The organism is Streptomyces sp. NBC_00996 (assembly GCF_045162675.1).
Classification (GTDB): domain Bacteria; phylum Actinomycetota; class Actinomycetes; order Streptomycetales; family Streptomycetaceae; genus Streptomyces.
In genome coordinates this window covers 2330518-2348095 of the sequence record NZ_CP108723.1, presented here as the reverse complement: position 1 = coordinate 2348095, position 17578 = coordinate 2330518, and the positions used below count along the sequence as shown (strand labels likewise).

At 70.6% G+C, this 17578-nt stretch carries 13 protein-coding genes and 1 pseudogene; 11 read left to right on the top strand and 3 right to left on the bottom strand.

Annotated features, from left to right (window positions below; translation table 11 throughout):
- Positions 1–117 precede the first annotated feature (117 nt).
- On the top strand, positions 118–333 hold the full coding sequence (locus OG390_RS11175; RefSeq protein WP_406167110.1) for an I78 family peptidase inhibitor: 216 nt from the start codon (positions 118–120) through the stop codon (positions 331–333).
- A gap of 120 nt (positions 334–453) precedes the next feature.
- On the opposite strand, the gene OG390_RS11170 is transcribed toward OG390_RS11175, so the two are convergent.
- Positions 454–1482 carry a phosphatase PAP2 family protein gene (locus tag OG390_RS11170; RefSeq protein WP_406167109.1) on the bottom strand — a complete coding sequence of 343 codons (1029 nt, stop codon included), beginning with the start codon at positions 1480–1482 and terminating at the stop codon, positions 454–456.
- Positions 1483–1733: 251 nt separating this feature from the next.
- On the bottom strand, positions 1734–2915 hold the full coding sequence (locus tag OG390_RS11165; RefSeq protein WP_406167107.1) for a hypothetical protein: 1182 nt from the start codon (positions 2913–2915) through the stop codon (positions 1734–1736).
- Between the two features lie 255 nt (positions 2916–3170).
- Here OG390_RS11165 and OG390_RS11160 point away from each other — a divergent pair, with 255 nt between their 5' ends.
- Together OG390_RS11160 and OG390_RS11155 are read left to right on the top strand one after the other, a co-directional pair.
- Complete coding sequence (locus tag OG390_RS11160; RefSeq protein WP_406167105.1) at positions 3171–4775, top strand: MFS transporter; 1605 nt, start codon at positions 3171–3173, stop codon at positions 4773–4775.
- Positions 4776–4953: 178 nt separating this feature from the next.
- Positions 4954–6144, top strand: a complete 1191-nt coding sequence (locus tag OG390_RS11155) for an acyl-CoA dehydrogenase family protein (RefSeq protein WP_406167103.1) — start codon at positions 4954–4956, stop codon at positions 6142–6144.
- A gap of 48 nt (positions 6145–6192) precedes the next feature.
- Here OG390_RS11155 and OG390_RS11150 read toward each other — a convergent pair whose 3' ends face one another.
- Positions 6193–6630: a cell division protein SepF gene (locus tag OG390_RS11150; RefSeq protein ID WP_406167101.1), complete on the bottom strand. Its 438-nt coding sequence runs from the start codon at positions 6628–6630 to the stop codon at positions 6193–6195.
- A gap of 290 nt (positions 6631–6920) precedes the next feature.
- Here OG390_RS11150 and OG390_RS11145 point away from each other — a divergent pair, with 290 nt between their 5' ends.
- From OG390_RS11145 to OG390_RS11110, 8 genes and pseudogenes are all read left to right on the top strand, one after another.
- Complete coding sequence (locus OG390_RS11145; protein ID WP_406167100.1) at positions 6921–8144, top strand: DUF5685 family protein; 1224 nt, start codon at positions 6921–6923, stop codon at positions 8142–8144.
- Between the two features lie 125 nt (positions 8145–8269).
- Positions 8270–8557 (top strand): annotated as a pseudogene (locus OG390_RS11140) (F420-dependent methylene-tetrahydromethanopterin reductase); the annotation flags it as partial.
- 4 nt (positions 8558–8561) lie between these two features.
- Positions 8562–9344 carry a DUF1684 domain-containing protein gene (locus tag OG390_RS11135; RefSeq protein WP_406167098.1) on the top strand — a complete coding sequence of 261 codons (783 nt, stop codon included), beginning with the start codon at positions 8562–8564 and terminating at the stop codon, positions 9342–9344.
- A 263-nt stretch (positions 9345–9607) separates the two neighbouring features.
- Positions 9608–10507 (top strand): S1 family peptidase, encoded by a 900-nt coding sequence (locus OG390_RS11130; RefSeq protein WP_406167096.1) that lies wholly within the window; start codon positions 9608–9610, stop codon positions 10505–10507.
- A 175-nt stretch (positions 10508–10682) separates the two neighbouring features.
- Entirely contained in the window at positions 10683–11564 is an 882-nt protein-coding gene (locus OG390_RS11125) for a slipin family protein (protein ID WP_406177608.1), read from the top strand.
- Positions 11565–11863: 299 nt separating this feature from the next.
- Positions 11864–12946, top strand: coding sequence for a S1 family peptidase (locus OG390_RS11120; protein WP_406167094.1), 1083 nt, complete (start codon positions 11864–11866; stop codon positions 12944–12946).
- 227 nt (positions 12947–13173) lie between these two features.
- A complete protein-coding gene (locus OG390_RS11115) occupies positions 13174–16599 on the top strand; it encodes a DNA polymerase III subunit alpha (RefSeq protein ID WP_406167092.1) in 3426 nt (1141 codons plus the stop codon).
- A complete protein-coding gene (locus OG390_RS11110) occupies positions 16596–17570 on the top strand; it encodes a DNA polymerase thumb domain-containing protein (protein ID WP_406167090.1) in 975 nt (324 codons plus the stop codon). Before OG390_RS11115 ends, OG390_RS11110 begins: the two co-directional genes overlap by 4 nt.
- Positions 17571–17578: the final 8 nt, after the last annotated feature.

The following is a 17578-nucleotide window of genomic DNA, read 5'->3' as shown; positions in this document are numbered from 1 at the left end:
TTCGGCCGAAACGAGTGTCGTGATCCTGTGACAGAAGCGTGACCGGAGGGGGATGGGTGACGCCTGGTGGCGGGTTCGGGCTTCCCCGGCCGAGGCACGCGGCCTAACGTGGCGGTCATGGCACCCATTCCCACCCCTCCCGCAGAGCCGCAGGACAGCCCGGAAAGCTATGTCGGGCTGGAGGCGAACAGCGCCGAGCGTCGTGCCCGGGAGCACGGCTGGTCCTCGGTGCGTGCGCTGCCGCCCGGCGCGATCATCACCATGGAGTACCGCTTCGGCCGGCTGAACTTCGAGGTCAGCGACGGCAGGGTGACCCGCTGCTGGAAGGGCTGACGGCAGCTCACGGAATGTGCGAAGGCCCCCGATTCGTCAGGAGTCGGGGGCCTTCGCGGTGCGGGGAGAGGCTGTGCGTACCGGCCCCGCTGTCTTGGTGTCCCCTTCGCCGTGTCGCCCTCAGCCGCCGGTCAGGGGGCGGGCCGAGGCGGTCGTGGTCCCGCGCGCCACACGGTCCGGGTGCGGCGGACGGCGGCTGCCGACCGGCGTGACCGGGGTGCGTTCCGAGCGGGCCGTGTGCGGTCCGGGGGCCAGGTAGACGGGCGCCCGGGGAGCACGGGCGGCGCCGACCGTCTCGCGGGCCGGTACCTCCCCGTCCGCGCCGGCGGGCTGCGGAACCATGACGGGCGCGGCGACCGGCGAGGCGGCCGGAGCAGGCGCGGTGCGGCCGCGACGGGCGCGCCAGGAGTCGCGCAGCGAGAAGATCCCGGCCTCGGCGCGGGCGATCAGCGGCTCGACCCACGGCAGCGCCAGCAGGATCAGCAGACCCGCGGCCCAGCCCAGGAGCACATCGCTCAGCCAGTGCGTACCGAGGTACACGGTGGTGAGGCCGACGCCGAGCGAGGTCACGGCGGAGAGGGCGGACAGCCAGCGCCTGGCCCTCGGGGTCGAGGCCAGATAGGCCAGGATTCCCCAGGTCACGACGGCGTTCGCGGTGTGGCCCGAAGGGAATATATCGCCGCCGAGCCCCATCTCGTTCGAGCCGATCGTGATGGCGTAGTGCGGGCCGAGGCGGCCCATGCCGAGCTTGGCGGCGCCCACCGTGATGTTGAGCAGCAGCAGCGAGGCGCCCAGTGTGAGCAGCGGGCGCAGGGTGTGCTGCCGCCAGGAGCGCCAGCCCAGCCAGGCGGCGACCATCACCGCGGTGGGGCCGCGCTGGCCGAGCACCACGTAGTAGTCGAGGAACGCGTGGATCTCCGGCCACTGCTGATAGGGCCGGAAGAACATGACCTGCCAGTCGAACCGGACCAGCCATGACGTGATCGCCACGGCCCACACAATGGCCACGTAGAAGGCCAGGGTGGCTCCGAAGAGCACAACCCTGTGCCGGCTCATCTTCGGCACATCGATGTGGGCCGGTCGTTCCGGCTCACGGTCCAGCCGGGCGAAGACCCGGTCCAGACGGGTGAGGTTTCGTTCGGTACGCACTCAATCGACGCTACAGCGAGTGAGCTGTGTTCCAGGCCGAATCACTCGCTTTGTGATGACGATGTGATGTGGGATTCCTCTCAGAACCATGTTTATTTCCAATGAATCCCTAATGATCGGCGTGCGGATCCTTCAATTCCATTGATCTCGCACGGCCTTCGGTTTTAAGGCGCTTATATATTCGTTCACCGAATCCTGGCGTGGAATTCTCCGGCAGCTCACCTGCCGCTCGCCGGATCCCGGGGAGTGGATCATGGCGGCCCGGAGCCGTTCAGCCAGAAGGCACCGTAGACCGCCGAAGCCACCGCCACACCGCCGAGAACCAGTGCTGACCTGGACGTACGCAGTCGGGCCAGGGCCAGTGCGAGGGGCAGGAGAAGGGGGAAGGCGGGGAGCAGGAGGCGTGGTTTCGAGCCGAAGTAGCTCGATGCGCACAGGGCGAGCGCGGTGACGACGCCCGCGTACACGAGGAGTGACAGCGGCTGCCCCTGACGTACGCACGTCACGTACAGCCGGACGATCAGCGCGACCCCGACGATCAGCCCGAGACCGGCCAGGGCCGACGGAAACGACGTGAACTTGTCGCCGACGAAGCGGGCGAAGGCGTAACCGCCGTCGAAACCGTTGCGCCAGCCCGCCTGGACGTCGAGATAGCCGAGCGGGCCCTTTCCGGTGCGGTGGCCGACCCACAGCACATAGCCGGCGGCGCCGAGGGGCGCGAGGAGCATTCCAAGGGCGCGCGGCCACACTCGTGCGCCGCCTGTCCGCGCCGCGCTCCGATCCCGTGCATGTTCTCCCGCGAATGAGGTAATCGCCGCCGCCCACAGGGCCGCGACCACCGCGATGCCCACCGGGCGGGTCAGCCCGGCGAGCGAGGCGAGCAGGCCGGCCGTCAGCCAGCGGCCGGTCAGCACCGCATAGAGCGACCAGGCGGCGAGCGCCGTGAAGAGGGACTCGCTGTACGCCATCGACTGCACGATGCCGACGGGCAGCACCGCCCACACGAGCACGGCGCAGACGCCGACCCGAGGTCCGTGGACGTGGTCCGCGACCGCGAAGATCCCCCAGGCCGCGGCGAGCGAGGCCGGCGTGCCGACCAGCAGGCCCGCGTCCGCGTACGACAACGGTGTGATCGCCGAGACGAGCCGCTCCAGCCACGGCAGCAGCGGGAAGAACGCGAGGTTCGAGTGCACGTCGCCGTTCGGGAGGCGGACCGCGTAGCCGTAGCCGAGGTCCGCGACCCGGGTGTACCAGAGCGAGTCCCAGCGCGCCGTCAGCAGCGTGTGGGCGCTCTTGCCGTTCGCCGCGCTCCACAGGGCGAGGACGATGAGGCCCAGGGCGCGGACGCCCACGTACCCCACAAGGGCGGGCGCGGCCCGGCGCAGGGGGCCCGTGCGGGGCGGTGTCGCGACAGGCGTCTCAAGATCGGTCACGGGCTCGATTATCGGTGGCACCCGGAACCGGCAGGCCCCGCGGGGCGTGGTGCCCCAAGGGGAGCGTGGCGCACGCCACACGCTCCGTGGGAAGAACGTGAGAGGTCCGCCACGCGTCATTGACGGGAACTCGCGTACGCTGGCCGCTCACTCGCCTTTGTTGCGTGGGCCGGGATTCCGCTCCCCAGGCCGCAGCCCCAGGGAGTCCCCACCCTGCGGACCGCCGAACGCGAGGGAAGCTCTGGAGGTACGTACATGTCCGGGACGACCACGGCCGCTGCGCGATGTCGTCGGGAGGCCGGGGCCGGTGCCAACCGCTGGGTCGTCCTCGTCGTTCTCTGCGTCAGCCTCCTGCTGGTCGCCCTCGACGCCACCGTGCTGCACGTCGCGGTGCCCGCCGTCACCGAGGACCTCAGGCCCGGCGCGATAGAACTGCTCTGGATCGTCGACGTCTACCCGCTCGTCTGCGCCTCGCTCCTCATCCTCTTCGGCACGCTCGGTGACCGCGTCGGTCGCCGACGTATCCTCCTCCTCGGGTACGGGCTCTTCGGCGTCGCCTCCGGGATCGCGGCCCTCGCCGACAACGCCCAGGTCCTCATCGGCGCGCGCGCCCTGCTCGGCGTCGGCGGCGCGATGATCATGCCCGCGACACTGTCGATCCTGCGCCAGGTCTTTCCCGACCGGCGGGAGCGGGCGCTCGCGATCGGCATCTGGAGCGCGGTCGCCGCGGTGGGTGCGGCGGTGGGGCCGCTGCTGGGCGGCTTCCTCCTGGAGCACTTCTGGTGGGGCTCGGTCTTCCTGGTCAACATCCCCCTGATGCTGGTCAGCCTGCCGATCGGACGGCTCCTGCTGCCCGAGTCGAGGGGTGACCGGAACGGTCCCTGGGATGTGGTCGGGGCTCTGATGGCCGCCGCCGGGCTCTTCGGGATCGTCCTCGGAGTGAAGCGGCTCGGTGGCGGTGAGGCGCCCTTCAGCCCGTTCACGCTGGTGCCGCTGCTCGTGGGCGGTGCGCTGATGGCCGGGTTCGTACGGCGGCAGCGGCGACGAGCGCAGCCGCTGGTCGACCTGCGGATGTTCTCGCGGCCCGCGTTCAGTACGTCGGTGGGATGCATCGTGCTGGCCATGCTCGCCCTGGTCGGGCTCGAGCTGATCGCCGCGCAGTATCTGCAGCTCGTGCTCGGGCTGTCGCCGCTGGAGACCGGGCTGCGGCTGCTGCCGCTCACCGTCGCCGCGATGGCATCGGGGCTCGCCGGGGCGAAGATGCTGCGGCGGTTCGGCCCGCGGGCGATGGTCTGCTTCGGGTTCTGTCTCACCGCGGCCGCGGTGGTGACGCTCACGGCGATGGGCGGGGACGACAACACGGGGCTGCTGCTCTTCGGATTCGTGCTGCTGGGGTTCGGGCTGGAGACGACGCTCTTCGGGGCGTACGAGTCGATGCTCAGCGAGGCGCCGCCGGAGCAGGCGGGTGGGGCCGCCGCGATAGGCGAGACCTCGTACCAGCTGGGTGCCGGGATCGGCATCGCGCTCCTGGGGAGCGTGATGAACGCGGCGTACGCGCCCGGGCTGTCGTCGGTTCCCGGGGTTCCGGCGGCCGATTCCCGTGCCGCGGGTCACTCGCTCGGGGAGGCGTACGAGGTGGCCGGGCGGCTCGGGGGGGCTCCCGGGGCGGCCCTGAGGCATGCCGCTCGGGACTCCTTTGTGCACGGGCTGCATGTGACTCTGCTGGTCAGCGCGGGGTTGTTGCTGCTGGGGGCCGTGATGGCGCTGCGGTTGCCGCGGGTCATGGAATGCGGGGCGCCCGCGGCGGGCTCGGCGATCCCTGCGCCCAGGGAAGTTGCCGAGTCCCGCGTGTCCGTGTAGTTCTCGCGCCCGCGCACAGCTCGTTTCGCTCTGTCGAGAAGGGCTGGTCTCCCGTGGGGGCCGTGCGCCGTTGGCGGCTGCGGGTTCGTGGGCTCTGGACTTGCGGGACACTGCGTCGTAACGTCGGGTCGAAACCGCAACTAGCGGTGCTAGTTTTAGCGTGCCGGAGGCTTGTGCCATGTCCGCGTCCCCCAAGCTGCCCCCCTTCGACCCCGCCGACCCCCTCGGTATCGACGATCTCCTGGACGCCGAGGACCTGGCGATCCGGGACACCGTGCGGACATGGGCGGCGGACCGGGTGCTGCCCCACGTCGCAGAGTGGTACGAGAAGGGCGAGCTGCCCGGGATCCGGGAACTGGCCCGGGAGCTGGGCGGGATCGGGGCGCTCGGGATGTCGCTCCAGGGGTATGGCTGCGCGGGGGCCAGCGCCGTCCAGTACGGGCTTGCCTGTCTGGAGCTCGAGGCCGCCGATTCCGGGATCCGGTCGCTCGTGTCCGTGCAGGGTTCCCTTGCCATGTACGCCATTCACCGGTTCGGCAGTGAGGAGCAGAAGCAGCGGTGGCTGCCGGACATGGCATCCGGCGACGTCATCGGCTGCTTCGGGCTCACCGAGCCCGACCACGGGTCCGACCCCGGCTCCATGCGGACCTACGCCAAGCGCGACGGCGGGGACTGGGTTCTCAACGGGCGGAAGATGTGGATCACGAACGGGTCCGTCGCCGGGGTCGCCGTCGTCTGGGCGCAGACCGACGACGGGATCCGCGGGTTCGTCGTGCCCACGGATGTGCCCGGCTTCTCCGCCCCCGAGATCAAGCACAAGTGGTCCTTGCGGGCCAGCGTCACCAGCGAGCTGATCCTCGACGACGTACGGCTGCCCGCCGACGCCGTGCTGCCGGACGTGACCGGGCTGAAGGGGCCGCTCAGCTGCCTCTCGCACGCGCGGTACGGGATCGTGTGGGGCGCGATGGGCGCCGCGCGGGCCAGCTTCGAGGCCGCCGTGGAGTACGCGAAGACGCGTGAGCAGTTCGGACGGCCCATCGGCGGCTTCCAGCTCACCCAGGCCAAGCTCGCCGACATGGCGGTCGAGCTGCACAAGGGGATTCTGCTCGCCCATCACCTGGGGCGACGCATGGACGCGGGACGGCTCCGTCCCGAACAGGTCAGCTTCGGCAAGCTCAACAACGTACGCGAGGCCATCGAGATCTGCCGTACCGCGCGGACGATTCTCGGCGCCAACGGCATCTCGCTCGAATACCCCGTGATGCGGCACGCCACGAACCTGGAGTCGGTGCTCACCTACGAAGGCACCGTGGAAATGCATCAACTCGTGCTGGGCAAGGCGCTCACCGGACTCGATGCCTTCCGGTAAAGGCCCCGTGGGGACCCCGAGCGGGCAGGGCCGGTGAGCGGCCCTGCCTCAGCTCTGGTTGAAGAAACCGTCCGTCTGACGGCCCGGGGCCTCGCCGTTGACGATCTCCGTGTTGGCAGGCGTCAGCAGGAAGACACGGGTGGCGACCCGCTCGATCGTGCCGTGCAGACCGAAGGTCAGGCCGGCCGCGAAGTCCACCACGCGCTTGGCGTCGGCGGGCTCCATGGACGTGAGGTTGATGATGACCGGGACACCGTCCCGGAAGAGCTCGCCGATACCGCGCGCGTCCCGGAAGCTGTCCGGGGTGACCGTGCCGATCCGACGGCCCTTCTCCTCCGCCGTCTCGGACGCGACCTTCACCCGCGGGTCGGTGACCCAGGCATCGCCGGATTCCTGACCCTCGGCGTAGTCGTCGTCGTAGTAACGCTCGTCATCGTTGTCGTCGACGAGGCCAAGCCAGGCACTCGCCTTGCGCACCGATCCCATGGACGCCTCCTCTCACAGCGGTCTTTATTGCTTTCCGCATCCCCATGGTCGTCCATGATGCGGATGTCGCGCCAAGTGGATAGACGCCGCGCGGGGGTTTCGTGACGGTACTGGTGCACAGCGAATCCGTCGAGAGCCCGCGTGTCCCAAGGGTCCTGCCGTGTACGGCTGCTGACTGAGAGTGAAATATGATTTCTCACGGCGTTCGGGTGACGGTCGGTGCGTACGGGTGAACGGGGTGGTCGATACGATGCCGCAGCTCAACGTCGTACGTGTCACGGGGGAGTGTCGTGTTCGGAATCGTGAGGCCCTGCAGTCACCGCCTCGGTGAAGGACTCAAGACCCAATGGATGGCGCACTTGTGCGGGCTGTGCCTCGCGCTGCGTGGGGACCACGGCCAGTTCGCCAGGGTCGTCACCAACTACGACGGGTTGCTGATATCGGTTTTGACGGAGGCTCAGGCCGAGCGCACGACGGGATGGCGACGAACCGCCGGGCCCTGTCCGCTGCGGGGCATGCGCACCGCGTCCGTCGCGCAGGGCGAGGGCGCCCGGCTCGCCGCCGCCGTCTCGCTGGTGCTCGCCTCGGCGAAGGTGCGTGACCATGTCGCGGACGGCGACGGCCTCTTGGCCCGCAAGCCGGTGGCGCTCGCCGCACGCCGGGTCGCCGCGAGCTGGGGCAAGGCCGGCGCGCGGACCGGCTCCGACGTCGGCTTCGACACCGCCGTACTCGTCGACGCCGTGGACCGGCAGCTCGGCATCGAGGCGCTGGCCGGGCTCGGTACGCCGCTGCTGACCGTCACCGAACCGACCGAGACCGCCACCGCGGCGGCCTTCGCGCACACCGCCGTGCTGGCCGGGCGCCCCGGCAACGCCGAGCCGCTCGCCGAGGCCGGACGGCTCTTCGGACGGCTCGCGCATCTCCTGGATGCCGTGGAGGACAGGGAAACTGACGCCGCGTCGGGGGCGTGGAACCCGCTGACGGCCACGGGGACGTCGCCGGCCGAGGCGCGCCGGCTCGCCGATGATGCCCTGCACGGGATACGGCTCGCGCTGCGCGAGGTGGCCTGGTGGTCCGGGGTCTCCCCAGGAAGGCACAGCACCGACAGCAAGCTGGTGCATGTGCTGCTCGTGCACGAGCTGGGGCGGTCGGTGGACCGGGCGTTCGGGACGTCGGGGTGCGGGCACGCGCCGGAGGGCTCGTTCGGGCCCGACGCTTCCTTTGGTCCCCCGCCCCAGCGGAATCCGTATGTCGGCGGCGGCAACCCCTTCGGCGGCGGGCCCTCCCTCCAGCCGCCGGGGCCCGGCAAGCGCGGCTTCTGGGCCGGGTGCGCGGCCGCGATCGGGCTGTGCTGCACCTGCAAGGTGTGCTGTGCCGACGAGTACGAGGGCCCCTGGTCGCGCAGGAAGCATGAGGGGTGCCTGAGCAACTGCGACTGTGACTGCGGCTGCTGCGAGGCCTGCGAGTGCTGCGAATGCTGTGAGTGCTGCTCGTGCTGCGACTGCGGATTGTGAGCATCGCGTAAGCGGCGAGGCCGGTGCGGCTGGTCGCGCCCACGCGGCGGAGGCGCATGATGCCGGAGCCCCGCGCCCCTGAGGGGACGCTCCCGCACAGGGCGCGGGAGAGGCACCGTACGACCCTTGCGCGCGAGAAGGGCCTGTCCATCCGGCAGACCGTCATCGAGGCGTCCGGGCGGCAGTCTTTCATCGGCACCCCGGAGGCGGTCGCTGCCGAGCTGGACGAGTTCGTCCAGGCGGATGCCGCCGACGGCTTCATCCTCGTACCGCATCTGACACCCGGCGGACTCGACGAGTTCGTGGACCGGGTGGTGCCGCTGCTCCAGGAGCGCGGCGCGTTCCGCACGCGATACACGGGCACGACGCTGCGCTCGTACCTCGGGTTGGCGCAGCCCGTATGGAAGGGTTGATCACATGACGACGGACGCATCCGAGGACTGGAAGCACTGGCACGAGCACCGCACCGAGACGGTGTCCGCGCCCTACGGACCGCTCGCGCTCACGGGCACGCACTGGATCGAGGAATATCCGGAGGGGCGACTTCCGGACATCCCCGGGCACTGGGCCGCCAAGGACGACGCGGTCGTCCTGACGGCGACGGCCGAGGACAAACTCACCGTCGACGGGGAGCCCTTCACCGGCGAGGTCGTGCTCGACGCCGACCTCGGGCCGGTGGCCGGGGCCCGCGTCGGGCGCGGCGAGCGCCGGTTCGTCGTCCTGGTCCGCGAGGGGATCTGGGGCGTACGCGACTACGATCCCGCCGCACCCGCGCGGGGGGCCTTCCAGGGCATCGAGGCGACCGAGTACGATCCGCGCTGGTCGGTGCCTGGGCACTTCACGCCGTACGGCGAGGACCGCACCGTACGTGTGGAGAACGCGGACGGAGTCTCCCGCGGCCTCGGGCTCGGCGGTGTCCTCGCCTTCACCCTGGACGAAGAGGACCTCACGCTCCAGGTGTCGGTCGAGAGCGACGGCTCGCTGTGGGCCGTCTTCGCCGACGCGACCAGCGGGGACAGCAGTTACCGCTTCCGGTTCCTGCGCCCTGCGGCGCCCGACGCGCAGGGGCGTACGACGGTGGACTTCAACCGGGCCGTGCTTCCGCCGTGCGCATTCGCCGACCACTTCATCTGCCCCTTCCCGCCGCCCGGGAATACGCTGGGCGCGGCCATCGCGGCGGGGGAGCGCCACCTGCGCTGAGGCTGCCGGGACTCCCGAAGGCTCGTGGGGGCCTCCCGGGCTTTTCGGGGGCTGGAGATCAACTGCCCTGGGGCGTCAGCAAGTTGAACGCTGCACGGCCGAAAGGTGCCCTTGCGCCGGTCGGCCGTGCAGCCGAATACTCCCCCACAGCGCTTGTCAGGGGCACGGCTTGTCCGGAATCCGGATGGGCGGCCCCCGGCTGCGCCTCACGGGCCCCTACCCCACGACACGAGGGCCCCCGACTTCCCTTCGGAGGGACGAACGTGAGGATCAAGCGCACCACTTTCCGCAGCGGCATAACGAGACGGACCCGGCTGATCGCCGTCACCACCGGCCTCGTGGCCGCCGCATCGTTCGCGGTCCCCAGCGCGAACGCGTCCGACGTCCAGACCTTCAGTGCCACTCAGCTGAGCAGTGTCAACAAGTCCGTCCTCAAGTCCGACATCGCGGGCACGGCCTGGGCGGTCGACGCCAAGACGAACCGCGTGGTCGTCACCGTCGACAGCACGGTCTCGAAGGCCGAGATCGCGAAGATCAAGAAGGACGCGGGCGGCAACGCCGCAGCCCTCACCATCAAGCACACCCCCGGCACGTTCAAGAAGCTGATCACCGGTGGCGACGCCATCTACGGCGGCCGGTACCGCTGCTCGCTCGGCTTCAACGTGCACAGCGGGAGCACCTACTACTTCCTGACCGCCGGCCACTGCGGTGAGGTCGCCTCCACCTGGTACTCCAACTCCGGGCACACCACGACGCTGGGCACGAACGTCAGCTACAGCTTCCCGACCAACGACTTCGCGCTGGTCCGCTACACCAACTCCTCGATCGCCCACCCGAGCGCGGTCGGCAGCCAGACCATCACCCGCGCCGCCACGCCCAGCGTGGGCACGACCGTCTACCGGCGTGGCTCGACCACCGGCACGCACAGCGGCCGGGTCACCGCCCTGAACGCCACGGTCAACTACGGCGGCGGCGACGTGGTCTACCAGATGATCCAGACCACGGTCTGCGCCGAGGGCGGCGACAGCGGCGGCCCGCTGTACGCCGGTTCCGTCGCCTACGGTCTGACCTCCGGCGGCAGCGGCAACTGCAGCTCCGGCGGTACGACCTTCTTCCAGCCGGTCGTCGAGGCGCTGAACTACTACGGCGTGAGCGTCGGCTGACCGACTGGCTGCTACCCCCCACACGGCTTCCGCACGGCCAGACCTGCAGCCGGCAGCAGGAGAGCCCCCGCACGCAACTGACGTGCGGGGGCTCGCCCTTGGTCAGGTGACGGAGTTACCGTCGAAGTACACGCTTACACGCCTGAAGCGCCACTTCGGACCCTGGGGGGCCGTGATGGTCGAGGAGCTGGTGGCGGCGGGAGTCTCCGTCGCGTCCGTGGGGCTGGTCTATGTGATGGCCGGGGCCCGTGTCGTCAAACAGTACGAACGGGGCGTGGTGTTGCGGCTGGGCCGGCTGCGCTCGGAGGTGCGCGGGCCCGGGTTCACGATGGTCGTGCCCTTCGTGGACCGGCTCCGTAAGGTCAACATGCAGATCGTGACGCTGCCGGTGCCCGCGCAGGAGGGCATCACCCGGGACAACGTCACGGTGCGGGTCGACGCGGTCGTCTACTTCAAGGTGGTCAACGCCCCCGACGCGATCATCCAGGTCGAGGACTACCGCTTCGCGGTCTCGCAGATGGCGCAGACCTCGCTGCGCTCGATCATCGGCAAGAGCGACCTCGACGACCTCCTGTCCAACCGCGAGAAGCTCAACCAGGGTCTGGAGCTGATGATCGACAGCCCGGCGATCGGCTGGGGTGTGCAGATCGACCGCGTGGAGATCAAGGACGTATCGCTGCCGGAGACGATGAAGCGGTCGATGGCCCGGCAGGCCGAGGCCGACCGTGAGCGGCGGGCCCGGGTCATCAACGCGGACGCGGAGCTGCAGGCGTCCAAGAAGCTGGCGGAGGCCGCCGGGGTGATGTCGGAGCAGCCCGCGGCGCTCCAACTGCGGCTGCTGCAGACGGTGGTGGCCGTCGCGGCCGAGAAGAACTCCACCCTCGTACTGCCTTTCCCGGTGGAGCTGCTGCGCTTCCTCGAGCGGGCGCAACAGCCGGCCGCCCCGACACCCGAGCAGGCGCCGCCCGCGGTTCAGCAACCGGTGCAGGAGCAACCACCGTCGCTGGATGCCTCCTTGGAACAGGACGCCGAGGGATCAAAAACGAGACAGGACTAGACCTCACAGGCTGTACGACCGTCGCGCGCACCCAGTGTTTGCACTGGGAACCGACGTGGTGTGACCACGCACAGTCAAGGCGCAGGGGGCGTACGCCCATTGGCGTACGCGCGTCCTGAAGTAGACCTTGTGTGCCCCCTGTGCGCCTCGGAATAGTGGGCCGCGAACAACTGGCATGGACACGGCTTGACGCGCTTTGGCGCGTTTTTTTGTCGTGCGCAGGGTCCATGTCCGTACGCCTTCCGGTTACGGAGGTCCCCACAACCTCCGCGACCGACCCCCCCACAGGAGGACGTGAGTTGAAGCATCGACGCATACCCAAGCGGCGTGCCGTCATGACGGGTGCGGGCATCGCCGCACTCGTCGCCGCCGGAGTCACCTTCCAGACTGCGAACGCGAGTGAGGCGCCCAAGGCTTCCGCGCCGCACACACTCTCGGTCGCGGCGGCCGGAAAGCTCGCCTCGACGCTCGGCAAGGACCTGGGTGCCGACGCGGCGGGAACGTATTACGACGCGAAGTCCCAGCACCTCGTCGTCAACGTGCTCGACGAGAGCGCGGCCAAGACCGTCGCGGCGGCCGGCGCCAAGGCCAGAATCGTCGAGAACTCCCTCGCCGAGCTGAAGGGCGCCCGTACCACGCTCAAGGAGGACGCGACCATCCCCGGCACGTCCTGGGCGACCGACCCGGCGACCAACAAGGTCGTCGTCACCGCGGACCGTACGGTCAAGGGCGCCGCTCTGGAGAAGCTGACCAAGGTCATCGACGGTCTCGGCGCCAAGGCCGAACTCCAGCGCACGAAGGGGGAGTTCAAGCCCTTCATCGCGGGCGGCGACGCCATCAGCGGCTCCGGCGGGCGCTGCTCGCTCGGCTTCAACGTGGTCAAGGGCGGGCAGCCGTACTTCATCACCGCCGGGCACTGCACCGAGGCGATCTCCACCTGGTCGGACTCCAGCGGCAACCAGATCGGCACGAACGAGCAGTCCAGCTTCCCGGACAACGACTTCGGCCTGGTCAAGTACACCGGGAGCGTCGACCACCCGAGCGAGGTCGACCTCTACAACGGCTCCGCGCAGCCCATCACCAAGGCGGGCGACGCGACCGTCGGCGAGAAGGTGACCCGCAGCGGTTCGACGACCCACGTGCACAGCGGCACGGTCACCGGCCTGGACGCCACCGTGAACTACGGCAACGGCGACATCGTCAATGGACTCATCCAGACCGACGTCTGCGCCGAGCCCGGTGACAGCGGCGGCTCGCTGTTCGACGGCGACACCGCGATCGGCCTCACCTCCGGCGGCAGCGGCGACTGCACCTCGGGCGGCGAGACCTTCTTCCAGCCGGTCACCGAGGCGCTCTCGACGTTCGGCGCCCAGATCGGCTGACGGCAGGCACCCTTCGACGGAGCCCCGTTCCCGCCTTGTGCGGGGGCGGGGCTTTGGTGTGTGCGGGGCGCGGGGCAGGCCGACGCCCCGCGCCCGGTGTTTGCGCAGGTGGGGCGGGCTCGAACGGATGTCGCACAAGAGTTCGAGAATTGGTCTATGGTGGGGGTGAGGTAGTTGGGAACAGATGTTCGAGGGCCTGTCGGAGCCCATGGGTGCGGGAGGTGCGAGTGCCAGGGTTCACGCATCTGCACACCGCCTCCGGGTTCTCCCTGCGGTACGGGGCCTCGCACCCGGAGCGGCTGGCCGAGCGCGCCTCCGAGCGGGGCATGGACTCCCTCGCCCTCACCGACCGGGACTCCCTCGCGGGCGCCGTCCGGTTCGCCAAGGCCTGCGCGAAGGCGGGCATCCGTCCGCTGTTCGGCGCGGAGGTGGCGGTCGGGGAACCCGTACGGGGGGAGTGGCGCCGCACTCCGGTGCGTGGCGGTGCCTTCATTGACGAGTCGACACCCCGCGTGACCTACCTGGCCCGGGATGGCGCGGCGGGCTGGGCCGACCTCTGCAGAATCGTTACGGCGGTCCATGCGGGAGACGCGGGCCAGCCACTGCTGCCCTGGTCGGACAACCACGCCGAAGGCCTGACCGTCCTGCTCGGCCCCGCCTCCGACGTCGGCCGCGCGCTCGCCGCCGGGCGCCCCGACCGGGCCGCGAAGCTGCTCGCGCCCTGGCGGGAGATCTATGGCGACGCCCTGCGCCTGGAAGCGGTGTGGCACGGCCGCACGGGTACGGGATCCGGCTCCTTGCGCCTTGCCGCCCGCACCGTCGGCTTCGCCGCCGAGCAGCGGGTGCGGCCGGTGCTCAGCAACGCCGTGCGGTATGCCGACCCCGGCACGGGCCCGGTCGCCGACGTCCTGGACGCCGCCCGCCGTCTCGTCCCCGTCGACCCCCGGCGCGAGCTGGACTCCGGCGAGGCCTGGCTCAAGGGCGAGGCCGCCATGATCGGTGCCGCCGAGCGGATCGTCGAGTCCGCGGGCTATCGCCGCAGTGCCGCGTACCGCCTGCTCGAACAGACGCAGGCCACCGCCGCCGAGTGCCTCGTCGACCCCGAGGACGACCTCGGCATCGGCACCGTCCACTTCCCCGAACCGCACCTGGTCGGCGCCGGCCGCCGCACCGCCCAGCGTGCCCTGGCCTCCCGGGCGGCGGCGGGGATGGTGCTGCGCGGCTATGCCGGCCGGCGTGCCTACTGGGAGCGGATGCACCGAGAGCTGGACATCATCGCCCACCACAACTTCGCCTCCTACTTCCTGACGGTCGCTCAAGTGGTGGACGACGTACGGAGGATGGGCATCCGGGTCGCCGCGCGCGGCTCCGGTGCGGGCTCCCTCGTCAACCACCTCCTCGGCATCGCCCACGCCGACCCCGTCGAGCACGGGCTCCTGATGGAACGCTTCCTGTCCAAGCGCCGCTCGGTGCTGCCCGACATCGACATCGACGTGGAGTCCGCGCGCCGCCTGGAGGTCTACCGCGCGATCATCGGCCGGTTCGGCACCGAGCGGGTCGCGACCGTCTCGATGCCCGAGACCTACCGGGTGCGGCACGCCATCCGCGATGTGGGCGCCGCCCTCTCCATGGACCCCGCCGACATCGACCGGATCGCCAAGTCCTTCCCGCACATCCGCGCCCGCGACGCCCGGGCGGCGATGGACGAGCTGCCCGAACTGCGGGAGTTGGCAAGGGAGTTCGAACGGGAAGGGGAGCGGTACGGCAGGCTGTGGGAGCTGGTCGAGGCCCTCGACGCGCTCCCGCGCGGAATTGCCATGCACCCGTGCGGGGTGCTGCTCTCCGACGCCTCCCTGCTCGCCCGTACGCCGGTCATGCCGACCAGCGGCGAGGGCTTCCCCATGTCGCAGTTCGACAAGGAGGACGTCGAGGACCTCGGGCTGCTCAAGCTCGACGTCCTGGGCGTGCGGATGCAGTCCGCGATGGCGCACGCGGTGGCCGAGGTGGAGCGGGCCACGGGGGAACGGCCGGACGTCGACGCGGTACCGCCGGGCGACCCGGCGACGTATCGGCTCATCCAGTCCACCGAGACGTTGGGCTGCTTCCAGATCGAGTCGCCGGGCCAGCGGGACCTGGTCGGGCGGCTTCAGCCCGCGACCTTCCACGACCTCGTCGTCGACATCTCGCTCTTCCGCCCCGGGCCGGTCGCCGCCGACATGGTGCGGCCGTTCATCGAGGCACGGCACGGGCGGGCGCCGATCCGCTATCCGCACCCGGACCTGGAGAAGCCGCTGAGGGAGACGTACGGAGTCGTCGTCTTCCACGAGCAGATCATCGACATCGTCGACATCATGACCGGCTGCGGACGCGACGAGGCGGACCGGGTGCGCCGCGGGCTCTCCGACCCCGAGTCGCAGGGGCGGATCCGCTTCTGGTTCGCCCAGCACGCGGCGGCGAAGGGGTACGACGCCGAGACCGTCGCGCGTACCTGGGAGATCGTCGAGGCCTTCGGGTCGTACGGCTTCTGCAAGGCGCACGCGGTGGCCTTCGCCGTGCCCACGTACCAGTCGGCGTGGCTGAAGGCCCATCACCCAGCGGCTTTCTACGCGGGGTTGCTCACACACGACCCCGGGATGTACCCGAAGCGGCTGCTGCTCGCGGACGCGCGGCGGCGGGGGGTGCCGATCCTGCCGTTGGACGTGAACCGGTCGGCGGTCGCCCACCGTATCGAACTGGTGTCTGAATCCGGGGTGTGGGGAGTGCGCTTGGCGCTCTCCGACGTGCACGGCATCCGTGCGGCCGAGGCCGCGCGGATCGCGGACGGGCAGCCGTACGCCTCGCTGCTCGACTTCTGGGAGCGGGCCCGGCCGAGCCGGCCGCTCGCACAGCGGCTCGCGCAGGTCGGTGCGCTGGATTCCTTCGGCGCCAACCGCCGTGATCTGCAACTGCACCTGACCGAGCTGTACCGGGGTTCCCGGGGTGCGGGCGGGGGGCAACTCCCCCTGGCCGGGGGGCGGAAGACCGCCTCTGCCGGGCTGCCCGACCTCTCCTCGGCGGAGCGGCTCAGCGCCGAGCTGGGCGTGCTCTCCATGGATGCCTCGCGCAATCTGATGGATGACCACCGGGAGTTCCTGGGGGAGTTGGGGGTGGTCACGGCGCGCAGGCTGCGCGAGGCGCGGCACGGTGAGACGGTTTTGGTCGCGGGCGCCAAGGCGGCCACCCAGACCCCGCCGATCCGTTCCGGCAAACGCGTCATCTTCACCACCCTGGACGACGGCACCGGCCTGGTCGACCTCGCTTTCTTCGACGACTCGCACGACGCCTGCGCCCACACCGTCTTCCACTCCTGGCTGCTGCTGGTGCGCGGGGTGGTGCAGCGCCGGGGCCCACGCAGCCTCAGCGTGGTGGGAGCGGCGGCCTGGAACCTCGCCGAGCTGGTCGAACTGCGTGCCGAGGGCGGCCTCGACGTGGTGGCGGCGCGGCTGGCGGAGCCCGTGCCGGAGAAGCCCGGTGACGGCGATCCGGCTGAGGGCCGGAAGATCCGCATGTCCACGGGGTACGAGATGCACCCCTGGGCCGATCTGCGTCCCGCGGGCGAAGGGCCCGCGGGGGGAAAGAAGTTGTGGCACCAGAGTCCGGGGAGTGCGGGATGACCATCCTCTGCGTACGTTTCCAGCTGCCTTCGATGCACGAAGCGGCGTTGCCTCAACTCCTCGCGCTTCTTGAGGAGTTCACCCCCGTCATCGAGGCGCTGCCGCCCGACGGCGCGCTGCTGGATCTGCGTGGCGCCGAACGGTACTTCGGGCGCGGTGCCGTGGAGTTCGCCTCGCTGATCCGGGTGCGGGCGCTCGCGCTGCACGGGATCGACTGTGTGATCGGCGCCGGGCCGGGGCCGATGCTCGCGCGGATGGCCCTGCGGGACGCCGCGCCCGGGGTGACCCGCGTGGTGCCCGAAGAGCCGGACGCCGTCGCGGAGTTCCTCGCCGAGCGGCCCGTCGCCGCGCTGCCCGGAGTCGGCGGCGCCACCGCCCGCACCCTGTGCGAGTACGGCCTCGACATCATTGGCAAGGTCGCCGCCGCACCCCTGTCCACACTGCAGCGCCTCACCGGCGCCCGGACGGGCCGCGAGCTGCACGAGAGGGCGTCCGGCATCGACCGAGGCAGGGTGGTCCCGAACGCCACCTCACGCTCCCTCGCCACCGAACGCCCCTTCTCCCATGACGAGTTGGACCCGTCCCCGCACCGCCGCGCCCTGCTCTCGGCCGCTGAGGAACTGGGCACCCGGCTGCGCGCCCTGGAGAAGGTCTGCCGCACGCTGACCCTCACCGTCCGCTACGCCGACCGCTCCACGACCACCCGCAGCCGTACCCTCAAGGAGCCCACCGCCCACTCGTCGACGCTCACCGACACCGCGTACCGCATGTACGAGGCACTCGGCCTGCAGCGCGCCCGAGTCCGCGCGATCGCCCTGCGCGCCGAGGGCCTGACCCCCGCCGAACAAGCCTCCTACCAGCTCACCTTCGACCCGGTGGACGAGAAGGTCCGCCGCATCGAGGAGGTCGCGGACAGGGCCCGGGCGAAGTTCGGCCCCCATGTGATCGGGCCGGGGGCATTGGCGGCGTGACGGGCATG